This window comes from Enterococcus sp. DIV1444a (assembly GCF_051712125.1).
Taxonomy (GTDB): Bacteria; Bacillota; Bacilli; order Lactobacillales; family Enterococcaceae; genus Enterococcus; species Enterococcus faecalis.
The window spans coordinates 1,522,919-1,540,288 of the sequence record NZ_JBIOOG010000001.1 but is presented as its reverse complement, the minus strand read 5'-3'; the positions used below and the strand labels follow the sequence as shown (position 1 = coordinate 1,540,288).

The 17,370-nt window shown below is 37.5% G+C and carries 15 protein-coding genes, 1 pseudogene and 1 riboswitch; of the genes and pseudogenes, 14 read left to right on the top strand and 2 right to left on the bottom strand.

Annotated features, from left to right (window positions below; all coding sequences use genetic code 11):
- Positions 1 to 21: 21 nt before the first annotated feature.
- Together IGI87_RS07560 and IGI87_RS07555 are read left to right on the top strand one after the other, a co-directional pair.
- Positions 22 to 954 (top strand): annotated as a pseudogene (locus IGI87_RS07560) (dihydrolipoamide acetyltransferase family protein); the annotation flags it as partial.
- Positions 955 to 1,097: 143 nt separating this feature from the next.
- Positions 1,098 to 2,150: a PTS sugar transporter subunit IIC gene (locus IGI87_RS07555; protein ID WP_113794087.1), complete on the top strand. Its 1,053-nt coding sequence runs from the start codon at positions 1,098 to 1,100 to the stop codon at positions 2,148 to 2,150.
- A gap of 3 nt (positions 2,151 to 2,153) precedes the next feature.
- Here IGI87_RS07555 and IGI87_RS07550 read toward each other — a convergent pair whose 3' ends face one another.
- Positions 2,154 to 3,044: a LysR family transcriptional regulator gene (locus tag IGI87_RS07550; protein ID WP_002369350.1), complete on the bottom strand. Its 891-nt coding sequence runs from the start codon at positions 3,042 to 3,044 to the stop codon at positions 2,154 to 2,156.
- Positions 3,045 to 3,221: 177 nt separating this feature from the next.
- Between IGI87_RS07550 and IGI87_RS07545 the strand changes: the two genes are divergently transcribed.
- The 12 genes from IGI87_RS07545 to IGI87_RS07490 all read left to right on the top strand — a co-directional run bounded on the left by IGI87_RS07545 (position 3,222) and on the right by IGI87_RS07490 (position 16,223).
- A complete protein-coding gene (locus IGI87_RS07545) occupies positions 3,222 to 4,163 on the top strand; it encodes a 2-dehydropantoate 2-reductase (RefSeq protein ID WP_438736570.1) in 942 nt (313 codons plus the stop codon).
- Between the two features lie 275 nt (positions 4,164 to 4,438).
- Positions 4,439 to 5,290 (top strand): ribosome biogenesis GTPase YlqF, encoded by an 852-nt coding sequence (gene ylqF, locus IGI87_RS07540; RefSeq protein ID WP_104853666.1) that lies wholly within the window; start codon positions 4,439 to 4,441, stop codon positions 5,288 to 5,290.
- Position 5,291: 1 nt separating this feature from the next.
- Entirely contained in the window at positions 5,292 to 6,059 is a 768-nt protein-coding gene (locus tag IGI87_RS07535) for a ribonuclease HII (RefSeq protein ID WP_002369352.1), read from the top strand.
- Positions 6,060 to 6,119: 60 nt separating this feature from the next.
- On the top strand, positions 6,120 to 6,983 hold the full coding sequence (gene dprA / locus IGI87_RS07530) for a DNA-processing protein DprA (protein ID WP_104853695.1): 864 nt from the start codon (positions 6,120 to 6,122) through the stop codon (positions 6,981 to 6,983).
- Between the two features lie 90 nt (positions 6,984 to 7,073).
- Entirely contained in the window at positions 7,074 to 7,727 is a 654-nt protein-coding gene (locus IGI87_RS07525; protein ID WP_104853665.1) for a CPBP family intramembrane glutamic endopeptidase, read from the top strand.
- A gap of 184 nt (positions 7,728 to 7,911) precedes the next feature.
- Positions 7,912 to 9,990: a type I DNA topoisomerase gene (topA, locus tag IGI87_RS07520; RefSeq protein WP_438736569.1), complete on the top strand. Its 2,079-nt coding sequence runs from the start codon at positions 7,912 to 7,914 to the stop codon at positions 9,988 to 9,990.
- A 107-nt stretch (positions 9,991 to 10,097) separates the two neighbouring features.
- Entirely contained in the window at positions 10,098 to 11,405 is a 1,308-nt protein-coding gene (gene trmFO, locus IGI87_RS07515) for an FADH(2)-oxidizing methylenetetrahydrofolate--tRNA-(uracil(54)-C(5))-methyltransferase TrmFO (RefSeq protein ID WP_002357486.1), read from the top strand.
- Positions 11,406 to 11,616: 211 nt separating this feature from the next.
- A complete protein-coding gene (gene xerC / locus IGI87_RS07510) occupies positions 11,617 to 12,516 on the top strand; it encodes a tyrosine recombinase XerC (protein WP_002357488.1) in 900 nt (299 codons plus the stop codon).
- Between the two features lie 28 nt (positions 12,517 to 12,544).
- Entirely contained in the window at positions 12,545 to 13,093 is a 549-nt protein-coding gene (gene hslV / locus IGI87_RS07505) for an HslVU peptidase proteolytic subunit (RefSeq protein WP_002357489.1), read from the top strand.
- Between the two features lie 14 nt (positions 13,094 to 13,107).
- Entirely contained in the window at positions 13,108 to 14,511 is a 1,404-nt protein-coding gene (hslU, locus tag IGI87_RS07500; protein ID WP_438736568.1) for an ATP-dependent protease ATPase subunit HslU, read from the top strand.
- Between the two features lie 20 nt (positions 14,512 to 14,531).
- The gene (gene codY / locus IGI87_RS07495; protein WP_002357492.1) at positions 14,532 to 15,314 is read left to right on the top strand and encodes a GTP-sensing pleiotropic transcriptional regulator CodY; all 783 of its coding nucleotides are present in this window, start codon (positions 14,532 to 14,534) and stop codon (positions 15,312 to 15,314) included.
- A gap of 33 nt (positions 15,315 to 15,347) precedes the next feature.
- Positions 15,348 to 16,223, top strand: coding sequence for an aldose 1-epimerase family protein (locus IGI87_RS07490; RefSeq protein WP_438736567.1), 876 nt, complete (start codon positions 15,348 to 15,350; stop codon positions 16,221 to 16,223).
- 41 nt (positions 16,224 to 16,264) lie between these two features.
- Here the strand turns inward: IGI87_RS07490 and plsY are convergent, their stop codons facing one another.
- A complete protein-coding gene (plsY, locus tag IGI87_RS07485) occupies positions 16,265 to 16,894 on the bottom strand; it encodes a glycerol-3-phosphate 1-O-acyltransferase PlsY (RefSeq protein WP_002360243.1) in 630 nt (209 codons plus the stop codon).
- Between the two features lie 205 nt (positions 16,895 to 17,099).
- Positions 17,100 to 17,259: riboswitch (cobalamin riboswitch) on the top strand.
- Positions 17,260 to 17,370 lie beyond the last annotated feature (111 nt).

Here is a 17,370-nt window from a genome sequence, read left to right as displayed (position 1 = left end):
CCCCATCAAAAAAATAATGGTCGTTATTCCCCAGCAGTCCTTAAAATTGCCCAAGAAAAAAAGATTGATTTAACACAAGTTACAGGGACAGGTCGTGATGGTCGGATTACTAGAAAAGATGTTACAAACTTTACACCAACACAGGCAAGAACACCTGAGAAAACAGTGAGTCCAGGAACTAGCTCTTCAATTTCAAAGGAATCAGTTGTTTCGCAAAATGAAAGCGCAACAACAGCTAGTCCAACTGAAACAACCACAGATAAAATTGTCTCTGCAGATCCTGTACGTAAAGCAATTGCTAAAAAAATGGTCCAAAGTGTCAACGAAATCCCTCATGCTTGGTTAATGGTGGAAGCGGATGTGACCAACTTAGTCCAACTTAGAAATTCATTAAAAGATGAATTTAAACAACAAGAGGGCCTATCTCTAAGCTTCTTCCCATTTTTTGCCAAAGCAGTCATTCAAGCGTTAAAGAAAAATCCCAAAATCAATACATCTTGGGATGATGGCTCAATTATTTATCATAAAGATGTTAATTTATCCATAGCTGTAACGACAGACGAGCATCTTTACGTGCCAGTGATTCAACAAGCGGATAACTATTCGATTGCAGGGCTAGCTAAAGAAATCAATCGCTTGGCACAAGAAGTCCGACAAGGAACGCTAGCAAGCAAAGAAATGCAAGGGGGGACCTTTACCCTTAATAATACTGGGACACTAGGTTCCGTCCAATCGATGGGAATTATTAACCATCCACAAGCTGCGATATTACAAGTAGAGTCAATTAATAAACGCCTTGTGCCAACCGCAGATGGAGGCTTTAAAGTAGCAGATATGGTTAACTTATGTCTTTCTATTGATCATCGAATTTTAGATGGACAACAAGCAGGTAAGTTCTTGCGAGATGTTAAAGATAATTTAGCGAAATATAATGCGGATACGGATGTATATTAAAAATCGTTCCTTGCTTTAGTTAAATAAAAAGCGCCTCAAAGAAATAAGCGCTCTTCTTTGAGGCCGCTCTTTATCTAACAGAAAGTTCAATCATTCTCAAACTTATTCTAAAAAAACAAAAACAATCAATAGGAGTGTTGAAAATGCCCACTGATAAACTGGATGCTCAATTAACCCCAAGAATATTTTTTAACAAAGTGTTAGCTGGAACAGCTTCCGGCACCATTATCGCCTTAATTCCCAATGCTGTATTAGGAGCCATTTTAAAATATTTTGCAGAATACAAGATTATCGAAATGATTATTCATGCGGCGCAAATTTTCCAACTAGCCACCCCTTTAATTATTGGGGGACTGATTGCTTTTCAATTTGGCTTAACGCCACAGAAAATGATGATTGCTGGCGGTGCAGCATTTGCTGGCTCTGGCGTGATTAAATTTAATTCAGAAGTGAAAGGCTTTATTGGTGCAGGCACTGGTGACATCATTAATATTATGATTACCGCTTCTGTTGCAGTCTTACTTTTATTACTCATCGATAAAAAATTCGGTTCAGTGGAAATCATTGCTTTACCGATCGTTGTTGGAGTAGGTGCAGGCTTGTTTGGCATGTTGATTTATCCATATGTGACACAAATCACGGTCGCTATTGGGAAAGTGATTAACAATTTTACTGATTTCCAGCCAATTATCATGAGTATTTTAATTGCTTGTTCATTTGCTGCACTGATTATTTCGCCAATCACTACTGTGGCAATCGGTTTGGCGGTTCAGTTGAATGGCTTGTCTGCTGGTGCTGCTGCAATGGGAATTGCAGCCACAACTGTTGTTCTTGTAATTAATTCTTGGAATGTCAACCAATCGGGGGTGACACTGGCTGTCTCTTTGGGCGGCATGAAAATGATGATGCCTAACTTATTTAAATACCCAATTATTTTAATTCCTTGTTTATTTACAGCGACTATTTCAGCAATTCCTGTAGTTCTATTCAACATTTCAGGAACCCCACAATCGGCTGGCTTTGGCTTGGTTGGACTCGTCGGGCCGCTTGCTTCATTGGATGCGGGCTTAGGGATCTTACCCTTACTCTTTTCTTGGTTTGTTGTTCCAATTGTCGCGGGTTTATTCTCAAAATTCTTATTTGAAAAAGTGTTGAAACTTTATGATAGTAAAGTCGTCTTTGCTTATCAAGGCTAGCCATTAATTTTCTTTAATGATTTGGATAAAATCTCTAACATCTTCTGTCAGACTAAAATCGCGGCGCAAAGCAATGCCGATGGGGAAATAGTCAAACTTATCTTTTAAAGGAATCCATTTCAGTCCCTGACTTTTTCCCACTTCATAATATTCAATCGGCAACAAACAAATCGAATTGTTTTTTTGTAAACTATAAAGAAGTACTTGTAAATCATCGTTATGCAAAATGATATTCGGCTCATAACCGAAGCTTCGAGTCCGATCTAGTAGTAGGCGACCAATCATAAAATTATCACTTAACGATGAAAATCGTTGATCTTTCAAATCTTTAAAAGTTAATTTTTCATATTGGGAGAGAGGATTTGATTCTGGTACCACGACATAAACATGGTAGCCTTTGGTAGTCGTTTCTAAGGGTTCAATATGAATAATTTCCGGTAAGGTATTTGGAAAAGAAATTAGTCCCATATCAATTTCTTTATTTGCTAACATTGTTTGTAATTTTGGCGAGCCATCTTGCTGTAATATTAAATTCACATGTGGGTGGGTTGTTAAAAATCGTGAAATTTCTTTCATAAATTGGACAGCAAATAAAGTAGTTAAGCCTAAACGTAATTGTTTTTTTACTGGTTTCTGGTTCATTTCACGAATATCTGTTACCAATTGATCGAATTGAAAAACAACTTCTTGGCCATGTTCATATAAATAAACCCCCGTATCGGTCAATTGAAACGGTTGATCAGAATGATCAAACAACGCTGTGCCTAACTCCGATTCCATTTTTTTCAATGCTAAAGAAAGTGTTGGTTGGGTGACAAATAAATTGCGAGCGGCCGCCGATAAACTGCGGGTATTAACAATTTCAATGAAGTACTTTAAAAGCTGAATATTCATCAGAAACTCCCTTTCTTTTTAAAAACGCTTACACAAATGTGCTTGGATAAAAAAATAACAAATAGATCACTTATAATATAACATATGTTTTGCCTTTTTATAGTTATAAAAGCAAGAGATAGAGATTTTCTTAGCAGATTTTTACCTAAAAATAAAAAATTGAACGGAGGAAAAGAAATGGAGATTATTATCGCAGGTGCTGGCGCTATGGGCAGTCGCTTTGGACTAATGTTACATCAAGCAGGAAATGATGTTATTTTTGTCGATGGTTGGCCAGAACATATTGAAGCAATAAGAAAAAACGGGTTAGTTGCTGATTTTAATGGCGAAGTGGTGACCGCTAAAATTCCTATTTATCCTCAGACAGAAGTAGCAAGCATCGATTTTACAGCAGACTTAGTTATCCTATTTACAAAAGCAATGCAACTGGCAGGAATGCTTGAGGCATTAGAACCTTTCCTTAATAAAAATACGAAAGTTTTATGCTTGTTAAATGGAATTGGGCACGAAGACATTATCAAAAAATACGTGCCTTACGAAAATATTTTATTAGGAAACACAATGTGGACCGCTGGGTTAGAAGGACCTGGCAAAGTAAAATTATTTGGCAATGGTTCGATTGATTTACAAAATTTAGGGGCGCAAAGTGAACAAGCGACAGAAGTAGTCATTAAGGTATTAAATAACGCTGGCTTAAATGCTCGTTATTCTGAGAATATTTTATCATCCATTTATAAGAAGGCCTGTGTGAATGGAACAATGAATGGTTTATGTACTTTGTTGGATTGTAATATGGCAGACTTTGGCGAAACAGAGCAAGCAGATCAAATTGTTCAACAAATAGTTAATGAATTTTTAGCAGTCGCTGAAGCGGAACAAGTTACGTTAGACAAACAAGCAGTTCTTCAACAAATCCGCTCGTGTTATAATCGAGAAACAATTGGTCTGCACCATCCATCGATGTATCAGGACTTAATAACCAATCATCGTTTAACCGAAATTGATTATATCAATGGAGCAATTGTTCGCAAAGGGAAAGCCTATGGGATTGCTACACCGTACTGTCAGTTTTTAACAGAGTTAATTCATTGTAAAGAAAATTTACTTCATGCCAAATAACGAGTAAAAACAGAAATACTCTTGAGTCGGGCTTGAGAAGAGCTTGACCTACTTCTTTCTATACTTTGCCAGTGTACAAGGCTGAGACAAAATCCAAAGTGAGTTTGTCTCAGCTTTTTTGTTTTTTAAAGAACACTACAGAAAATAAATCAAATCCGTGAAAAATATGTTAAACTAGAGAAGGTGTTTTTTCGCAAGAATCTACGCGGAACACAGGACTCGTTGACGAATTGAATCAAAGAAACAATGTGTTAAAGAAGGGATTTGAACAGATTATGACCATTCAATGGTTTCCCGGCCATATGGCCAAAGCAAGAAGAGAAGTTTCGGAAAAAATCAAATATGTCGATATTGTATTTGAACTAGTTGATGCGCGGTTACCGCTTTCTTCCCGTAACCCAATGATGGACCAAATTGTCCAACAAAAACCACGATTAGTCCTTTTAAATAAAGGGGACTTAGCAGATAACGACCAAAATAAAAAATGGCAACATTACTTTCAAAAGAAAGGGTACCAAACCCTAGTCATCAATGCCCAACAAAATAAAGGAATCAATAAAATTGTACCAGCAGCCAAGGAAGCGTTAAAAGAAAAATTGGCTCGTGAACAGGCGAAAGGCTTGAAACCGCGTGCGATTCGTGCAATGTGTATTGGGATCCCCAATGTTGGTAAGTCAACCTTAATGAATCGTTTAGTCGGAAAAAAAATTGCGCAAACTGGGAACAAACCAGGCGTGACGAAAGGACAACAATGGTTACGCTCTGGTTCCCAATTGGAATTACTGGATACACCAGGAATTCTTTGGCCAAAATTTGAAGATGAAGAAATTGGAAAAAAATTAGCTTTAACTGGCGCTATAAAAGATCAATTATTGCATTTAGATGATTTGGCGATTTATGGACTAGAATTTTTTGCACATTTTTATCCGCAACGTTTAACGGAACGATATGGTTTAACAGAGGAAGAGCTATTTTTACCTGCTCCAGAACAGTTGATGTTAATTAGCCAAAAACGTGGTTTTAGAGATGATTATAATCGAGCCAGCGAAATGATTATTTTAGAAATTCGCAGTGGAAAATTAGGTACGTATACTTTGGACCGCTGGGAAGAACTAGGAGACGAATAACATGGCAAAAGAGTCGATTCAGGCAATCAAAGAAGCGTTGTTAACGGTCACTGATGCAACCGATGAACGTTTGGCAAGCTGGCGAGAAGATGAACGTTCAGGAGTGCAACAAGCTATCAAACAATGGGAACGTCGCCAGTTAGCCAAAGAAAAAGAGTGGCAACTTTTTAAAGAAATGAGTCAATTTGAGGAAGCGGCCTATAAAAAAGGCCATCGTTTAATTGCGGGAATTGATGAAGTAGGCCGCGGACCATTAGCTGGTCCCGTTGTGACAGCTGCAGTTATTTTACCGAAGGATTGTCAATTATTAGGCTTAAATGATTCAAAAAAGTTATCTGCTAAAAAACGGGAAACGTTATATAACCAGATTCAAGAACAGGCTGTCGCTATCGGGTTAGGTATCGCTGATCAAGGAGTCATTGATCAAATTAATATTTATCAAGCAACTAAACAAGCGATGAAAATGGCAATTGATGATTTAGCTTTTACACCAGATTATTTATTAATTGATGCAATGCAGTTAGATGTTCCCCAACCACAAGAAAGTTTGATTAAAGGGGATGCACGCTCCATTTCGATTGCAGCAGCCAGTATTATTGCAAAAGTAACAAGAGATCGATTAATGGAAGAATATGATGAATTATATCCTGGATATGGATTTAAAAACAATGCAGGCTATGGAACAAAAGAACATCTTCTCGGGTTAGAAAAATACGGTGTAACACCCATTCATCGACGTACTTTTGCGCCAATAAAAGATATGATTTAAAAATAAAACACTTTTTTTACGTATTCTTATTTTAAGAAGATGTGAAAGAGGTGTTTTTTGTTGGAAATTTTACAACGACAATTATTATTTAAATTAGCGGTATGCCAAGGAATTGGCAATTTAGGTATCTTAAAAGTGTTACAAGAAGCTATCGCACAAAAGCGTGTTGATTTTTCCAGTACAGAAATTATTAGAATCGCTGAAATCAAGAAATATCGTGAATTATTTGAACAATCTTGGTTACACCATACGATTCATAGTGAAGCGTTATATATACGACAATGCCAACACCAATTTATGACAATTTTAGATGCCGTCTATCCTAAATTATTACGAGAAATTTATAATCCACCAGCAATTCTTTTTTATAGAGGAAATTTACAATTGTTAAACAGAAGGAAAATTGGCATCGTCGGCGCTCGCTATGCCACTTCATATGGGTTAAGAGTGACTGAAGCTCTGGTTCCTAAAATAGTCAAAGAAGGGTTCACAATCGTCAGCGGTCTTGCCAAAGGTATCGATAGTCGTAGCCATGAGATGGCCATCCAGAACGGGGGCCAGACAATTGGAATTTTAGGCACTGGTTTAGACGTATATTATCCGTACGAAAAGAAAGAATTACAGCAAACTATGAAGCAGAATCAGCTTGTTTTAACAGAATATGTGAATGGGAGTGGGCCGAAAAAATATCATTTTCCTGCACGTAATCGCATTATTGCTGGATTATCTTTAGGGGTCTGCGTGATGGAAGCTCGTAAGAATAGTGGCTCTTTAATTACTGCACAATCGGCGATGGATTACGGACGCGAGGTATTTGCCGTACCGGGAAGTATTTTCCAGTCTTTTTCAACGGGCTGCCATGAATTAATTCAGGACGGTGCTAAATGTGTTCAGACAATTGATGATATTTGTGAAGAATTGTGACTTTTACTAATTGTGAATTGACAACCTACGTTCACTTCGGTACTATTTAATCAGATTTTAATCTTTTGGTTGTTAGTTAGGAGTGTCTAAATGGAAACGGTTGTTAGAAAAAGATGGTTGTTTGGTATGCAGCTACTGGGCTTTTTGATTTTGGATCAAATTCCTTTGATGTTGGTCTTGATTGTTCAATATTCTACAGAAAAATTTTGGTTTCGCATTGTTAGTGGATTAGTGGCTGTTGGACTTGGTGCCTATTTCGTCTATCTATTTGTTGCTTTTTTGAAAAAGAAAAAGCTCATAACTTGGACTTTTTTAGGAATCAAAGAAACCTTGCCAGTGGTCTTGTTAGGTTTGGTGATAATCTTTTGTGTGGGAATACTTGGTGATTTCTTATTACGTCTGGAAGGACTAGAGACGACCTCTAACCAACAAAGTGTTGAAGAAATTGTTCAAGCCATTCCTAAAGGGCTTATACTTATTTTTGCAGGTGTGCTTGGGCCAATTTTTGAAGAGGGAATTTTTCGTGTCGGGATTCAAGCGTTTTTCAAGCCAGCTTCAAAAATAGGCATACTCGTTTCTTCTATTTTATTCGCACTTGTGCACACGCCCACGGATATAGGTAGTTTTGTTATTTATTGGGGCATGGGATTAGCTTTAAGTTGGGTCTATCTACGCACGGGTCGCTTTGAAGCTGCTGTCTTGACTCATTTTAGTTGGAATGTTTTGGGTATTTTAATGCTTTAGGATAAAATCTATAAATCATAGGCATTTTTTATTTATAAATTCGGACAGTCAAACAGAAATGACAGAAATGTTAGAAAGCCTAGTCTTGACAAACCTATTCTATATAGCATATGATGTATTACGATTTGTGCGTTTTTTACATATATTATATAGTAGGAAAGCGAACGCGAAAGGAGCTAATTGAATGGCCTATAAGTATCTCGTGATTGTAGAATCACCTGCCAAAGCCAAAACAATTGAAAAATATCTAGGAAGAAACTACAAGGTGGTTGCCAGTGTTGGTCACATTCGCGATTTACCAAAAAGTAAAATGGGGATTGATATTGAAAATAATTATGAACCTCATTATATTTCGATTCGTGGAAAAGGCGATGTCATCAAAAGTTTAAAAGCGGCTGCAAAAAAAGCTGAAAAAGTCTATCTCGCAGCCGATCCGGACCGAGAAGGTGAAGCCATCGCTTGGCATTTAGCTTATCTTCTTGGCCTTGATTTAAAAGATAAAAACCGCGTGGTATTCAACGAGATAACTAAAGAAGCGGTAAAAGCAGCATTTAAAGAGCCTAGAACCATTAACGTTGATTTAGTTGATGCACAACAAGCACGGCGCATTTTAGACCGTTTAGTCGGATACTCGATTAGTCCTATTTTATGGCGTAAAGTCAAAAAAGGCTTGAGTGCTGGTCGTGTGCAATCTGTTGCTTTAAAAATGATTATTGATCGGGAAAATGAAATTCGAGAATTTAAACCTGAAGAATATTGGAGCATTGATGGGAATTTCCAAAAAGGTCGCAAGAAATTCAAAGCAAATTTCTGGGGCGTAGATGGTAAAAAGAAAAAATTACCAAATGCAGAAGCGGTGAAAGAAATCACTTCTCGGATTGACGGTAAAGATTACGATGTTACAAAAGTTGAGAAAAAAGAACGGAAACGTAATCCTGCATTACCTTTTACAACCAGTAGTTTACAACAAGAAGCGGCACGTAAATTAAATTTCCGAACCCGTAAAACCATGATGGTTGCGCAACAATTGTATGAGGGAATTGCTTTAGGAAGACAAGGCACTGTGGGGCTGATTACCTACATGCGTACAGACTCAACCAGAATTGCTGATTCCGCCAAAGCAGAAGCTGCTGAATTCATTGAAAAGACCTACGGAGATGAGTTCTCAGCACATGGCGGCCGCAAAGCAAAAAATACGCAAGGTGCACAAGATGCCCATGAAGCGGTTCGTCCGTCAAGCGTTTTAAGAACACCCGATGAAATGAAGAAGTATTTAGATAAAGATCAATTAAAATTATATACTCTTATTTGGTCGCGCTTTGTAGCTAGTCAAATGACACCAGCGATTTTAGATACCATGAAGGTCACGCTTCAACAAAACGGCGTAACGTTTATTGCCAATGGCTCCAAAGTGAAATTTAAAGGGTTTATGCAAGTATATGTTGAAGGACGCGATGATGGTAAAGAAGACAAGGAAAATATTTTACCTGAATTAGTGGAAGGTGACGTTGTTAAATCTGTCGATATCGAACCGAAACAACACTTTACTCAACCACCGGCTCGTTTTAGTGAAGCCACGTTAATCCGGACTTTAGAGGAAAATGGCGTGGGACGACCATCTACGTATGCGCCCACACTAGAAACCATTCAACGGCGTTATTACGTGAAGCTAACGAATAAACGGTTTGAACCAACGGAATTAGGTGAAATTGTGAATTCATTAGTTTCAGAGTTTTTCCCACAAATTGTCGATACACATTTTACAGCGACAATGGAAACGGACTTAGATAAAGTCGGTGAAGGGCAAGAAAAATGGGTCGAAGTCGTGGATCGCTTCTACAAACCATTTGAAAAAGAATTAACCAACGCCGAAGAAAAAATAGAAAAAATCCAAATTAAAGATGAGCCAGCAGGCTTTGACTGCGAACTATGTGGGCATCCAATGGTGATTAAACTGGGTCGCTACGGAAAATTTTATGCATGTAGTAATTTCCCAGATTGCCGAAATACAAAAGCGATTGTCAAAGAAATTGGTGTGACGTGTCCTGTGTGTCACGAAGGACAAGTTATTGAACGGAAATCAAAGAAAAATCGGATTTTCTATGGCTGTAGTCGGTACCCAGAGTGTGACTTCACTTCTTGGGACAAACCAGTAGGCCGACCATGTCCAAAATGTGGGCAATATCTAGTAGAGAAAAAAGTTAAAGGCGGCAAACAAGTCGTTTGTATCAATGGCGATTATGAAGAAAACGTCCAAAAATAAGAAAAATTGAGACCGAAGAATTTACTTCGGTCTTCTCTTTTAGTAAAATGAATTGAGTTTGTAAGAGATAGCTCTTAACTTCTTGACATAGAAAGGAATTTTTATACATGACAAAAAAAGTCACAATTATTGGTGCCGGTTTAGCCGGAAGTGAAGCGGCATGGCAAGTAGCCAATGCTGGCGTACCAGTTGATTTATATGAAATGCGCCCTGTCAAAAAGACACCAGCGCATCAAACAGAAAATTTTGCAGAGTTAGTTTGTTCTAATTCATTACGTGGAAATAGTTTAACCAATGCGGTAGGTGTTTTGAAAGAAGAAATGCGCCGTTTAAATTCAATCATTATTGGTAGTGCGGATCAAACCGCTGTACCAGCTGGCGGCGCCTTAGCAGTTGACCGTGATTCTTTTTCTGAAACAATCACTGAAAAAATTAAAAGTCATCCATTAATTACAATCAAAAATGAAGAGATCACTGATATTCCGGAAGGGATTGTAATTATTGCAACGGGTCCCTTAACCTCTGAAAGCTTATCTCAAAAAATTCAAGAATTTAATGGTTCTGAAGGTTTTTATTTTTACGATGCAGCAGCACCAATTATTGATAAATCAACAATTGACATGGATAAAGTTTATTTAAAATCTCGTTATAACAAGGGTGAAGCGGCTTACTTAAACTGTCCGATGACTGAAGAAGAATTTAATGCATTTCATGAAGCGTTAGTCAATGCAGAAGTGGTTCCTTTACGCACGTTTGAAAAAGAAAAGTTTTTCGAAGGCTGTATGCCCATCGAAGTAATGGCGCAACGTGGCATTAAAACCATGTTGTTTGGTCCAATGAAACCGGTCGGACTGGAAGATCCTAAAACAGGCAAACGGCCTTATGCTGTAATTCAATTACGTCAAGATAATGCCGCAGCTTCTTTATACAATATTGTTGGTTTCCAAACGCATTTAAAATGGGGCGAACAAAAACGAGTATTCCGCATGATTCCGGGATTAGAAAATGCTGAATTTGTGCGCTATGGCGTCATGCACCGTAATAGTTTTATGAATTCTCCAGAATTGCTGAAGCCAACCTATCAATCAAAAAAACGTGACGACCTGTTTTTTGCTGGACAAATGACTGGTGTTGAAGGGTATGTTGAAAGTGCGGCAAGTGGTTTACTCGCAGGTATTAATGCAGCTCGTCTTGCCAAAGGGGAAGAGCCAATTGAATTTCCTCGCGAAACGACTTTAGGAAGCATGGCTTATTATATTACGCATGCAGAAGGTAAACATTTCCAACCAATGAATGCAAACTTTGGGCTTTTCCCAGAGTTACCTGAACGAATTCGTGACAAAAAAGAACGCTACGAAGCGATTGCTAATCGGGCCTTAGATGTTCAAGCTCAAGTTATCCAATCTTTAGACTAAATTAGAAGAAATATGAGAAAAGACCGAGTTTCATTGCTAAGAAATGCGATGATACTCAGTCTTTTAATTTTTAGAAAAAAATAACAAAAGCTAAAGAATAGTTAAAATTGTGAACATATTTAGAAATATTGATTAAATTCTGACAACTTAATTGTCTTTTGAAAAAGGTTATGCTAAAGTTACTTTGTAATCGAATGAGGAGGGCTATCACATGGAAGAAAAGAATTGGCCTGAGTTATTTGCTCGTTATCTTATTGTCGAAAGAGGCTATTCAGAAAAAACAAAAAAAGCATATCAAGAAGATATACAACATTTTTTTTCGTTTTTAAAAACTTCAGGTAACGACAATTATTTGACTGTAGAGCATTTGGATGTTCGGGCTTATTTGAGCGAATTATACGATCAGGAATATAGCCGCAATTCGATTAGTCGAAAAATTGCCAGTTTGCGTTCTTTTTATCAATTCTTATTAAAAAATGAAGCAATCCAAGAAAATCCTTTTTCCTATGTTCATATGAAAAAGAAACAGTTGCGATTGCCCCGTTTTTTTTATGAAAAAGAAATGGATGCTTTATTTGAGAGCGCTCAAGGCGAGCAACCGCTTGATTTGAGAAATCAAGCATTACTAGAAGTTCTGTATGGGACTGGTATTCGGGTCAGTGAATGTGCGAACTTAACGGTGGACGCAGTTGACTTTCAAGCTTCTGTTTTATTGGTTCACGGAAAAGGAAATAAAGACCGTTATGTGCCTTTTGGTTCATTTGCACAAGACGCCTTAAAGGATTACTTAGAGAATGGCCGCGCGCTATTAATGACAAAATATCAAAAAAAACATCCGTATGTCTTTGTTAATCATCATGGTGAACAAATCACGCCAACAGGGATTGAATATGTCTTAAACCAACTAATTAAAAAAAGTTCATTAAATGCGGAAATTCATCCCCACATGTTACGCCATACATTTGCGACACACTTATTAAATAATGGCGCCGATATGCGGACAGTTCAAGAATTATTAGGACATGCTAATTTATCAACAACTCAGATATATGCGCATGTGACAAAAGAAAGTTTACAAAAAAATTATCGAACGTTTCATCCTCGTGCATAATGGAGGGAAACGTCTAGGAGGAACAATAATGGTTGAATCACAATTTCACTCTACAACAATTTGTGCAGTCGAAAAAGATGGAAAATTTGCAATGGCTGGTGACGGTCAAGTAACAATGGGCGAATCTGTCGTTATGAAAGGTACGGCCAAAAAAGTGCGCCGTATTTACAATGATGAAGTCGTTGTCGGTTTTGCAGGAAGTGTGGCAGATGCCTTTACATTAGAAGAAAAGTTTGAAGGAAAATTAAATGAATACAACGGAAACTTAACCAGAGCTGCGGTTGAGTTAGCCCAAGAGTGGCGGACACAACAGTCCATGCAAAAGTTAGAAGCCATGCTGATTGTGATGAATAAGGAAGAAATGCTCTTAGTTTCAGGGACTGGGGAAGTCATTACACCAGACGATGGCATTTTAGCAATTGGTTCTGGCGGTAATTTTGCTTTGTCTGCTGCAAGAGCCATGAAAAACTTTGGCGATAAAGAAATGCCAGCGAAAGAGATTGCTAAAAATGCCTTAAATATTGCTGCAGATATCTGTGTATTTACGAATCATAATATCATTGTAGAAGAATTATAAGCGAGGGAAAATCCATGAATGAATTAAACAAAACACCAAAAGAAATAGTCAAAGAACTAGATCAATATATTGTTGGTCAGCAAGCTGCCAAAAAATCAGTGGCGGTAGCTTTACGTAACCGTTATCGTCGCTTGCAATTAGAAGAAAATATGCAACAAGATATTACGCCTAAAAACTTACTAATGATTGGACCAACAGGTGTTGGTAAAACTGAGATTGCTCGTCGTCTCGCAAAAATTGTCAATGCGCCTTTTGTAAAAGTTGAAGCAACCAAATTCACAGAAGTCGGCTATGTTGGTCGGGATGTCGAATCAATGGTGCGGGATTTAGTAGAAAATGCGATCCAAATTGTTGAAAAACAACAATACAGCCGCGTGTATGCGCAAGCGCTGAAAAAGGCCAATCAACGTTTAGTCAAAGTATTAGTGCCTGGAATTAAAAAAGAACAAAAACAGACTGGCGGTAATCAATTTGAACAAATGATGAACATGTTTAACATGGCTCAGCAACAGCAAGAAGCACAAGAAGAAGTAACGGAAGATATTCGAACGAATCGCCGAACAATCTTGGAACAGCTAGAAAAAGGTCTATTAAATAATCGTGAAGTAACAATTGAAATTGAAGAACCGAAGAAAACGATGCCAGCTATGAACAATGGCCTAGAACAAATGGGCATCGATTTAAATGAAACGTTAGGCGCTCTGTCACCAAAGAAAAAAATTGAACGTACTGTGACGGTGAAAGAAGCACAAGAATTATTAGTGAAAGAAGAATCAGCAAAAATTGTTAATGATGCTGACATTCATAGCGAAGCGATTCGTTTAGCAGAATCAAGCGGAATTATTTTTATCGATGAGATTGATAAAATCACCTCCAAAAGCCAACAAAATTCGGGCGAAGTCTCTCGTGAAGGAGTACAAAGAGACATTTTGCCGATTGTTGAAGGCTCCCAAGTTAACACGAAGTATGGTCCTTTACAAACGGATCACATTTTATTTATCGCTTCAGGCGCTTTCCACTTGTCAAAACCAAGTGACTTGATTCCAGAATTACAAGGCCGCTTCCCAATTCGAGTTGAATTAGATGATTTAACGGCTGATGATTTCGTAAGTATCTTAACTGAGCCAAACAATGCTTTAATTAAACAATATGTAGCATTAATCGGTACAGAAAATGTTTCAGTTATCTTTACAAAAGAAGCAATTGAACGGTTAGCACACATCGCTTATGATGTAAACCGTGATACAGATAATATTGGGGCGCGTCGTTTACACACAATTTTAGAACGTTTATTAGAAGATTTATTATATGAAGCACCAGATATGCAAATGGGTGAAATTACGATTACCGAAGCATATGTCAATGAAAAATTGAATGACATTGTTCAAAATGAAGATTTAAGTCGTTACATCTTATAAAAAAGGCTGGAGGAGAAAAGATGGCTACATTATTAGAAAAAACACGTCAAGTGAACGAGCTTTTGCAAAAAAACAATCTGTTTGACGTACAAGCAGAACTTCCGTACAACAAAATGGCGATGATTTTAGGGGATATTTTAGAAAGTAATGCGTATATTATTAGCAGTTCAGGGGATTTGTTGGGGTATACTGAAAAATTAGATGTTAATAATGCCCGTATCAAAAATATGTTTAAAGAGAAAAAATTTCCTCAAGGATACACCGAGGCCGTGGATATGCTCAAAGTAACCGAAGCTAATATTCCGATAGATAGTGATTTAACTGCATTTCCTTTTGAATCACGAGAGCTGTATCCGTTTGGTTTAACCACTATTGTGCCTTTGTACGGTGCTGGCAAACGCTTGGGTACGATTATTTTAGCGCGTGTTGAAAAATCCTTTAACGAGGATGATTTAGTGTTAGCTGAATATAGTGCGACCGTTGTCGGCATGCAAATTTTGTATCATCAATCCAGAACAATTGAAGCAGAAGTTCGCAGTGCGACTGCCGTGCAAATGGCCATCAACACTCTTTCCTATAGTGAATTAAAAGCCGTCCATGCTATTTTTGAAGCCTTAGATGGCGAAGAAGGTCGTTTAACTGCTTCAAGTATTGCAGATGAAATAGGCATTACTCGTTCCGTAATTGTGAATGCCTTAAGAAAATTAGAATCAGCTGGCATTATTGAATCACGTTCTCTTGGTATGAAAGGGACTTATTTAAAAGTGTTAAATCAACAATTTATTAAAGAGTTGGAAAAATAAGCAATTGCTCGTATCAACTAGGAGGACAACGCAATGACTGTACAAATTGAAAATGAATTTCTAATCGCAACATTTGCTGAAGAAGGAGCAGAATTAGTAAGTTTACAATCAAAAGAAACCGGCATTGAATATATTTGGCAAGGAAATCCTGAATTTTGGGCCCGCCATGCGCCCGTACTTTTTCCGATTGTCGGTCGTCTAAAAGAAGATACGTATATGTACCAAAATCAAGCGTATCATTTAACTCAACATGGTTTTGTTCGTGATCAAGTATTTGATGTGATTGAAAAAGGTGGAGAAGAAGTTTCTTTTTCACTAAAATCAACAAAAGAAACCAAGAAGAAGTATCCTTTTGATTTTGAACTAGTGATTACTTATACATTAGAACATCAAGAATTGACTGTAAACTACCAAGTAGAAAATACAGGGAAAGAAGAGATGTATTTTGGGATTGGTGGTCATCCAGCCTTTAATGTACCTTTAGAATCTTCACTAACGTTTGAAGATTATTATCTAAGTTTTTCACCTAAAAAATCACGGACACAAATTCCCTTAGCAGGCCCGTTTATTGATTTAGCGAATAAAACGCTAGCCCAAACGAATACCAGCTTTGACTTAACGCATCAATTATTTGAAAATGATGCAATGATTTTTGAAACAAAAGGTCAAACAGCGATTACGATTGCCACAGACGAAAGTGACCATCAAGTCACTTTGAGTTATCCAGAAATGCCTTTTGTGGGAATTTGGTCACCGACACCGAAAGAAGCGCCCTTTGTCTGTATCGAACCTTGGTGCGGGATTGCTGATGCTGTCGACACAACTGGCCAACTTGCTGAAAAATTTGGCATCAATAAGTTACCAGCTAACGAACTATTTAAAACACAGTATATGATTAGTGTAAAATAAAGAAAAAGGCTGTGAACATTATTTGTTCACAGCCTTTTTCTTTATTTTTTTGCACGTAAGCCAAAAGAAAGACGACTTTCTGTTCCATTTTTAATTCGCTGAATGTTTTCACGATGACGGACAAAGATAAAAGTAGTCAAAGCAATCGCAATCACGGTTAATAACCAGTTAAATGTTGGTAAAATAGCTGGGACAGTGAAAGGCAAAATAATAGTAGAAAGTGTAATTAGTACAGCGCTAATCATACTTGTTAAACTCACCATACTGGTTAGATACAGACAAATCACAAAAATAAGAGCAGAATAAATAAAAAATGTGGGGCTGTATGCTAATAACATGCCGGCGCTAGTGGCTACGGCTTTACCACCTTTGAAATTGGCAAAAATAGGGAAGGTATGCCCCAAAACAGCGGCTACCCCAAAGAAGAGCGGGTTCACGCCTTGTAAACCAAACAAATAGGGTAATGAAGTGGCTAACGTTCCTTTCAAGATATCCATTAATAATACCGTAATTCCGGCAGGTTTCCCTAAGACCCGAAATGTATTGGTTGTTCCTGTATTCCCGCTACCAAATTGGCGTATATCTTTTTTAAAGAAAAGTTTGCCAATCCAAACACCTGAGGGAATCGAACCTAATAAATAGGCAACAAGTAACAAAATGACGATTTTCATCAAGTTAACCTCTTTCTTATTCAAACTAGGATTTATTTTATCATGAATAGAAAAACGGAACAATGTCTAATAACTAAAACAAGAAAAGTTTTTCTTTTGCTTGAGGAAGCGTTGACAAATGGTTGATAACCGTTATAATAAATGTGTGTCATTAGACAAGGACGTCTAATCACTGGTTTGAAAATTAGTTATCAACGAAGATACAATATATATGTACTTATGAAGTGTCAGGGAAAGAGGTGTGAATCCTCTACAGACCTACCTACTGTATGGCGGATGAAACCAATAAGACCACAGATTATTCTGGAAGGATTGGGAGTAAGAAGAAGCTAAGTCAGGATACCGGCTTGATAAGTCTAATCATTCTTTTGTAGGAAAAAGAAGGGGCTTTGAAGATAACTGGCTGAGTATATCATTAGCATAGTTAAGTAACTGCTTTTTTTCTATTGGAGAAAAAAGTGGTTTTTTTGTATTGT